The sequence below is a fragment of the Pseudomonas sp. NFACC16-2 genome (assembly GCF_900119205.1).
Taxonomy (GTDB): domain Bacteria; phylum Pseudomonadota; class Gammaproteobacteria; order Pseudomonadales; family Pseudomonadaceae; genus Aquipseudomonas; species Aquipseudomonas fluorescens_Q.
The window spans coordinates 1-7,532 of record NZ_FPIX01000079.1; the positions used below are offsets into that span (position 1 = coordinate 1).

General features: G+C 57.5%; 6 protein-coding genes. 5 read left to right on the plus strand and 1 reads right to left on the minus strand.

All coding sequences use genetic code 11. The features are described 5' to 3' along the window. Nucleotides 1-269: 269 nt before the first annotated feature. Nucleotides 270-1,538: an IS110 family RNA-guided transposase gene (locus tag BT116_RS29810; protein ID WP_072346410.1), complete on the plus strand. Its 1,269-nt coding sequence runs from the start codon at nt 270-272 to the stop codon at nt 1,536-1,538. Nucleotides 1,539-1,809: 271 nt separating this feature from the next. Here BT116_RS29810 and acs read toward each other — a convergent pair whose 3' ends face one another. After that, nucleotides 1,810-3,765 carry an acetate--CoA ligase gene (acs, locus tag BT116_RS29815; protein WP_072349353.1) on the minus strand — a complete coding sequence of 652 codons (1,956 nt, stop codon included), beginning with the start codon at nt 3,763-3,765 and terminating at the stop codon, nt 1,810-1,812. 445 nt (nt 3,766-4,210) lie between these two features. On the opposite strand from acs, the gene BT116_RS29820 reads away from it, so the two are divergent. From BT116_RS29820 to BT116_RS29840, 4 genes are all read left to right on the plus strand, one after another. After that, nucleotides 4,211-4,474, plus strand: a complete 264-nt coding sequence (locus tag BT116_RS29820; protein WP_003204807.1) for a DUF2790 domain-containing protein — start codon at nt 4,211-4,213, stop codon at nt 4,472-4,474. A gap of 29 nt (nt 4,475-4,503) precedes the next feature. Beyond that, the gene (locus tag BT116_RS29825) at nt 4,504-4,719 is read left to right on the plus strand and encodes a hypothetical protein (RefSeq protein WP_072349355.1); all 216 of its coding nucleotides are present in this window, start codon (nt 4,504-4,506) and stop codon (nt 4,717-4,719) included. 490 nt (nt 4,720-5,209) lie between these two features. Further along, complete coding sequence (locus tag BT116_RS29835) at nt 5,210-6,457, plus strand: ribonucleotide-diphosphate reductase subunit beta (protein ID WP_063324703.1); 1,248 nt, start codon at nt 5,210-5,212, stop codon at nt 6,455-6,457. A gap of 399 nt (nt 6,458-6,856) precedes the next feature. After that, a complete protein-coding gene (locus BT116_RS29840) occupies nt 6,857-7,366 on the plus strand; it encodes a BRO-N domain-containing protein (RefSeq protein WP_072349359.1) in 510 nt (169 codons plus the stop codon). Nucleotides 7,367-7,532 lie beyond the last annotated feature (166 nt).

A 7,532-nucleotide genomic window follows, 5' to 3' on the forward strand; every position in this document is an offset into this window, starting at 1 on the left:
TGGGCTGCGATATAGGTAGTCCGTTCCTTGCTCCCCCATACTGATACTCGCTGGAGTCCGGTTGTCGCGAGGAAGGAACATGCACCTGCGAGCTACGAATAGGGCTGCAACGCATTTCGATGATTACTGCTTCACCTTCGAGCCCAGCAGGTGCGCTTGCGCCCTCTAACGAACACTCAGGGAAAGCCGGGCACGGCTCTCTATATCGCCTTCGCTGGACGCAAGCATGCATGTTCCTGCATGTACTTTAGCGTCTATGGAGGTGTGCAATGCAAACGCTCTTGTCTCAGAAATTCACTGCTTATATCGGAATTGATTGGGCCGATACCAAACATGACGTCTGCTTGCAGGTTGCTGGGCAAGCCCAGCGGTGCTTCTCGGTCATCCGACACAACCCCGAAGCTATTGATCAATGGGCTCATGCGCTGTATCAGCGTTATGGCGGTCCTATCGCCATTGCCGTGGAGTTAGACAAAGGACCGTTGATAGCGGCCCTGCAAAAATATGATTTTTTTTGTTTGTTCCCAATCAACCCCGCCACCTTAGCCAAGCAGCGTAAGGCCTTTGTTCCCAGCGGTGCGAAGGACGATCCGAGCGATGCCCAGTGGGCACTTGAGCTATTGCTCAAGCATCCCGACAGATTTCCCCAGCAGGAGAAACAAAGTCCTGCCATACGCTCTCTGGCTAGCTTGACCGAACATCGGAGAACCTTGGTTGATGAGCGGGTAAGAACCAGTAATCGGTTGGTTTGCATGCTCAAGCAGTACTATCCGTTGGCGCTGGAGTTGTTCCACGACCATGACACGCAGGTGTTTTGTGATTTCCTGGAGCGCTGGTCGACGTTGGAAACACTTAAACGTGCTCGGCCTACAAGCGTTTTGAAGTTTCTTAACGCGCATAATGTTCGCCATGCAGAACTCAATCAGCAGCGTCTGGCCTTGATCCTCAAGGCCACGCCGCTGACAGAGGATCCGGGGATTGTTACCCCTTCAGCGCTGTATGTGCGGACCCTGGCATCGCAACTGAGTGGGATGCTGGTGGCGATCAAGCAGTTTGATGCGGCGATCGAAGAAACGGCCAATACCCTGGCCGATTACAGCCTCTTCAAATCCTTGCCTGGAGCCGGGCAACAGCTTGCACCACGGCTAATGGTAGCTTTTGGTGAGCAACGTGATCGCTTCAAGGATGCTGGTGCTATGCAGCGATATGCCGGGATCGCTCCGGTTACTGAGCGCAGTGGCAAGAAGAAAATCGTTCGCTGGCGCTATCAATGTTCAACCTTTTTGCGCCAGACATTTGTCGAGTGGGCTGCCCACAGCATCAATCAATCGGTATGGGCAGGGGCGTACTATCGCCAGCAGAAGGCCAAAGGCTGCTCTCATCAAGCAGCCCTGAGGGCACTGGCTTTTAAATGGATCAGGATCGTTTATCGGTGCTGGAATGCTGGATCCCAGTATGACGAGAGCGTCTATTTACAAGCCTTGGCCCGCCACGACTCGCCTTTGATAAGAGCGCCGGAGGCAACGAATGCATGTTGACGGAAGAGCTCAGGGCGTGAAGCAGCCCTAAAACCAGGCACCGCCGTCATTCGAACACCCAACCTGTGGCGAGGGGATTTATCCCCGTTGGGCTGCGAAGCGGCCCTAAAACCAGGCAACTCGGTGTATCAGGAAGAATCAGTTGGGAATCTTGGGGCTGCTTCGCCGCCCAACGGGGATAAATCCCCTCGCCACAAAGGCCATACGGCGCGCACAAAAAAGCCCCGCCAGGCAAATGCCAGGCGGGGCTGCTTGAGGTCACAAACTACCGTCAGGCCACGTTCATGGTCTTGTGCGTCTCGATCAGATGCGCCACCACGCTCGGGTCGGCCAGAGTGGAGATATCACCCAACCCGTCGTACTCCGCCGTGGCGATCTTGCGCAGGATGCGGCGCATGATCTTGCCAGAGCGGGTTTTCGGCAGCCCCGGCGCCCACTGGATCACATCCGGCGAAGCAATCGGACCAATCTCCTTGCGCACCCAGTTCTTCAGTTCCAGGCGCAGCGCCTCGCTGGTTTCTTCGCCGGCATTGAGGGTGACATAGACGTAGATGCCCTGCCCCTTGATGTCATGCGGCACGCCGACCACCGCCGCTTCGGCGACTTTCGGGTGGGCGACCATGGCGCTCTCGATCTCGGCCGTGCCCATGCGGTGGCCGGACACGTTGAGCACGTCATCCACCCGACCGGTGATCCAGTAGTAGCCATCCTCATCGCGACGCGCACCGTCGCCGGTGAAATACATGCCGCTGAAAGTCTTGAAGTAGGTGTCGACAAAACGGTCATGGTCGCCGTACAGCGTACGCGCCTGGCCAGGCCACGAATCGAGGATCACCAGGTTGCCTTCGGCCGCGCCTTCGATCAGGTTGCCGAGGTTGTCCACCAACGCCGGCACCACACCGAAGAACGGACGCGTGGCCGAACCTGGCTTCAATGCCGTGGCGCCTGGCAGTGGGCTGATCAGCACGCCACCGGTTTCGGTCTGCCACCAGGTGTCGACGATCGGGCAACGCTCCTTGCCGACATTCTTGTAGTACCAGTCCCAGGCTTCCGGGTTGATCGGCTCGCCCACCGAACCCAACAGGCGCAGGCTGCTGCCGTCAGCACCTTCGACGGCGGCAGTGCCCGAGGCCATCATCGCGCGGATGGCGGTCGGCGCGGTGTAGAGGATGTTGACCTTGTGCTTGTCGACAACCTTGGCCACTCGGGTGATGTCCGGGTAGTTCGGCACGCCTTCGAACAGCAGTGTGGTCGCGCCGTTGGCCAGTGGGCCATAGACGATATAGCTGTGACCGGTGACCCAGCCGACGTCGGCGGTGCACCAGTAGACCTCGCCCGGCTTGTAGTCGAACACGCGCTCATGGGTCAGCGCCGCGTACAGCAAGTAGCCGGCCGTGGTGTGCTGCACGCCCTTGGGCTTGCCGGTGGAACCGGAGGTGTAGAGGATGAACAGCGCTTCTTCGGCGCCCATTTCCTTCGGCGCGCAAACGGTGCCGGCCACTTTCATCAGGTCTTCGTACCAGATGTCGCGGTGCTGGTTCCACTTGATGCCACCACCGGTGCGCTTGCACACGATGACTTTCTGGATGCTGCTGGTTTCCGGGTTGGTCAACGCGTCATCGACATTGGCCTTGAGCGGGATCTTCTTGCCGGCGCGGACGCCTTCGTCAGCGGTGATCACCACTTTGGACTTGCAGTCGATGATCCGACCGGCCAGTGCTTCCGGCGAGAAGCCGCCGAAAACAACCGAGTGGATCGCTCCGATCCGGGCACAAGCCAGCATGGCGACCACGGCCTCGGGGATCATCGGCATGTAGATCGTCACCACGTCGCCGCGATGCACGTCCTGGCCGCGCAGGGCGTTGGCGAACTTGCAGACTTCTTCGTGCAGCTCGCGATAGGTAATGTTGCGGCTCTCGGCAGGGTCATCACCCTCCCAGATAATCGCCACCTGATCGCCGCGCTCGGCCAGGTGACGGTCGAGGCAGTTGTAGGAAACGTTCAGGGTGCCGTCGGCGAACCACTTGATGTCGACATGGTGATCGTCGAAGGACGTCTGCTTCACCGTGGTGAAAGGCTTGATCCAATCGAGGCGCTTGGCCTGCTCGCGCCAGAAGCCGTCCGGGTTGACCACCGACTGCTGGTACATGGCCTTGTAGGTCGCCTCGTCAGTCAGCGTATTGGCCGCAACCTCGGGACGAACGGGATACACAGAAGCCGCACTCATCTTTCTTACCTCGGTGAATAGTTGTTTTTGTATGATCCCGTTGTAGCCCGGGGCGGGCCTATAGAACCATTCGACGATGGTAGTAACAAGTCCCTACAAAATGTCGGTACTAACGTGCAACTCCCTCCCGCCAGGCTTTTCCCTGTGCAGCAGCCGAGCCTGTGGGAGCCGAGCTTGCTCGCGATGGCGGTAGCCCATCCAACATAGATACAGCAGACAATCCCCCCACCTGCAGCGATTATTACCAGATCAACCAACAGTGTTTATCAAAACCGAGTCTTTTTGTGCCCCGCCCCACTCCCTAAAATTCATCTCGCCAACCGGCAAACACGATTAACGCAACACAGCCCCCACGAAGGCCGTTAATCCAACTTCCAATACACGCTCCACACGCAACCCCAAAAAGGTTGCGTGACCCCACTCGACTTCAAGAAAGGTGAATCAGATGAAAGCTTTATGGGTTCTGGTCCTCGGCAGCCTTTGCGCCACCGCGATGGCAGACGAGCTCCCGACCGATGCTGCACAGCAAAAACCGGCCATTGAGGAGTACACCTACTCCACCCACCTGGACATCGCCAAAGTCATTTCCATGAGCGAAATCCCGAACGTCTGCGAAGTGGTCCCGGCGAAGATGGAATACGACGACTCCAAGGGCCAGCGCCACATCCTGCGCTACAGCGTCATGGGCAACGGCTGCTCCAACGGCTGATCAACGTCATCGAACCAGGAACAACCACCATGAAAAGCAGACTGATCTTCGCCCTTGCCCTGTCCGTGCTGGCCGCCAATACTTTCGCCGCCGACGGTTTTGATCGCACCGGTTCCGCAGCCGCGATCAAGGGTTACGAGCAGACGGATCGCGCCACGATCGCCAGTGACGATCACGCCACCACTGACCCCACCGCGGTAGCTAGCGACGGCAGCGATCACACCGGTTCAGCCCATACCGATTGATCATTACTGACATTTTCCACGGCCCGGTTTCGATCGGGCCTGGTTGTGTCTAGAACCGCTTAAACCCCTCCACAAACACAACATGTAGTGCAAACCTTCAAAAAACGCTCGTTTTTTGATCAAAAAAAACCGCGATACGATCCATGCAAAAAAAATCTTCAGCGGCCAAAGCCTTGTAAACCCTCGCTCCCACGCGGATATGCCAGCCGCTACCCCTTCTGTGAGCTATTTCGCCGCAGCACGTAGGCAAAAAAGTCCTTATAATGCCGCCTTAAACGGGCCTGCAATATTCCCTTACAGGGGATCACGCCAACCTGGAGCCCACGCAGAGGCCAAATCGCCTCCTCGCGTTCACAGCCGCTCCGGAATGACCCGTACATTTTTCTGTTTATTGCCTGCGTCAGCTGCTGCAACAAACGATTTTTCAAGATCCACCGCGGCCAGTAGGCCTTCATCGGGCATCTGGCCCTCACGCAGGAGACGACACGTCATGCTGAGCTGGGACGAATTCGACAAAGAAGACGGCGAAGTCGCTGTAAAAGGCGCCAACGCCGGCCACGCTTCTGAAGCCAACATGGACCGCCTCGACAGCGCCGGTGGTGCCGCCGCCCTCGAAGCCCGGGCCGTGACGGCCAACGACTCGGCCGCGATCATTCGCGCCAAGGCCGCCCTCGACAAACTCGACATCGCCGAAGGCCTCGCCGAACTCGAAGGCGCCTCCGCCCGTGTCGCCGTCGACGAAAAGCGCATGATCAACTGCCGCGCCGACCTCAACCAGCTCGTGCCATTCAAATACGACTGGGCCTGGCAGAAGTACCTGGACGGCTGCGCAAACCACTGGATGCCGCAAGAAGTCAACATGACCGCCGACATCGCCCTCTGGAAAAACCCGGAAGGCCTGACCGACGACGAGCGCCGCATCGTGATGCGCAACCTGGGCTTCTTCTCCACCGCCGACTCCCTGGTGGCCAACAACCTGGTCCTGGCCGTGTACCGCCTGATCACCAACCCGGAATGCCGCCAGTACATCCTGCGCCAGGCCTTCGAAGAGGCGATCCACACCCACGCCTACCAGTACTGCATCGAATCGCTGGCCATGGATGAAGGCGAGATCTTCAACATGTACCACGAGATCCCATCGGTCGCGAAAAAAGCCGCCTGGGGCCTGAAATACACCCGTTCGATCTCCGATCCGAAGTTCGAAACCGGCACCCCGGACACCGACAAAGAGCTGCTGCGCAACCTGATCGCCTACTACTGCGTCCTGGAAGGCATCTTCTTCTACTGCGGCTTCACCCAGATCCTCTCCATGGGCCGCCGCAACAAAATGACCGGCGTCGCCGAGCAGTTCCAGTACATCCTGCGCGACGAATCCATGCACCTGAACTTCGGCATCGACGTGATCAACCAGATCAAGATCGAAAACCCGCACCTGTGGGATGCCGAGATGAAGGAAGAAGCGACCCAGATGATCCTGCAGGGTACGCAGCTGGAGATCGAATACGCCCGCGACACCATGCCTCGCGGCGTGTTGGGGATGAATGCGGCGATGATGGAAGACTATCTGAAGTTCATCGCTAACCGTCGCCTGTCGCAGATTGGTCTGAAGGAAGAGTATCCAGGCACGACTAACCCGTTCCCTTGGATGAGCGAGATCATGGACTTGAAGAAAGAGAAGAACTTCTTTGAGACGCGAGTGATTGAGTATCAGACGGGTGGGGCTTTGAGCTGGGATTGATTTCGAGAGGGAAATCCTGAGCTGAACCACCAGCGACTTAACTTAAAACCCCGTGAAAACGGGGTTTTTTGTGTTCCGCAGAAGCCAAGCCGCGTTTAACTCTGGCGCAGGCGCGCTACCTTTGCCCTACGAAAAACTCAGAATCCTTCCACATTGACGCCGTATCGCCTCGTTACCTATCTTAGTCGCAGGTGCCTAAGAAACGCCCAACGTAGTAGCTGATCGCCGAACATAGAAGCGCATGTTGTCTAAGAACATGAGCAATTCTGTGCAAGGAAATAGCTTGTTGGGATTTTCTTACATCCTCTACGTCGGGCTCGCGCCGCTAACCTTCGAACGTAGAGGTGGTTATGCCCACAAAAATTTCACCCTGCTCTCCGTATACCGTGGAGATCAATCATGCCTGATGCTTATCTCCCGGGATCGTTCACCCGTCACAACCTCCATCTTCATGCCCTCCTGGTTGAAAACCAGGCTTGGTTCAGCGCATCCGACTTGGGACGTTTGATGAGCAAGCACCTCGACGAGCGCATGACCCGCAAGCTTGACCCCGACCAGCGCCGAATGATGCGGGTGCATGTCCATGGGCTGACCGAAGAACGTCTGATGCTGAGCGAATCGGGCGTGTATGCGTTGCTGGTTTATCACTACTGTCCCGAGTATCGGTTGCTGCGTGAGTGGATTACGCACCAGGTGGTGCCTACGCTACGCGACGAGCGCTTCTCGCATAAGGTGGAGCGTCCTACGCTGAGCGTGCTGGATTGGCCGAAGATGTCGCTCTGCATGCTGCATTGGCAAGATGAACCGTGGATTCGTTTGCGGGATATGCCGGCGGTGTTGGTGGATGATCCGTTTGGCCAGCATGAGTCTTGGTGGCGGAAGACGTCGCGGGTTTTGCGTGGGTTTTGAAGCTCAGTCTGAAGCCGTCGTTCGTGTTCGGGCGGCGGTTCTTTGTTGGTGAAATGGGGGTTGGGGCTGCTTCGGGGGGTGTACTGAATTTTGTGTAAACGGGGTTGCTGTTAATCCTGCAAAAGCCTGTCTTCGAACTGGATGCTGAACCTGTTTAGAGCCCCCG

What these genes read in the sequence shown, in the direction of transcription:
- BT116_RS29810 (WP_072346410.1), top strand. Translation starts at nt 270, where the DNA reads ATGCAAACGCTCTTGTCTCAGAAATTCACTGCTTATATCGGAATTGAT.
- acs (WP_072349353.1), bottom strand. Translation starts at nt 3,765, where the DNA reads ATGAGTGCGGCTTCTGTGTATCCCGTTCGTCCCGAGGTTGCGGCCAAT.
- BT116_RS29820 (WP_003204807.1), top strand. Translation starts at nt 4,211, where the DNA reads ATGAAAGCTTTATGGGTTCTGGTCCTCGGCAGCCTTTGCGCCACCGCG.
- BT116_RS29825 (WP_072349355.1), top strand. Translation starts at nt 4,504, where the DNA reads ATGAAAAGCAGACTGATCTTCGCCCTTGCCCTGTCCGTGCTGGCCGCC.
- BT116_RS29835 (WP_063324703.1), top strand. Translation starts at nt 5,210, where the DNA reads ATGCTGAGCTGGGACGAATTCGACAAAGAAGACGGCGAAGTCGCTGTA.
- BT116_RS29840 (WP_072349359.1), top strand. Translation starts at nt 6,857, where the DNA reads ATGCCTGATGCTTATCTCCCGGGATCGTTCACCCGTCACAACCTCCAT.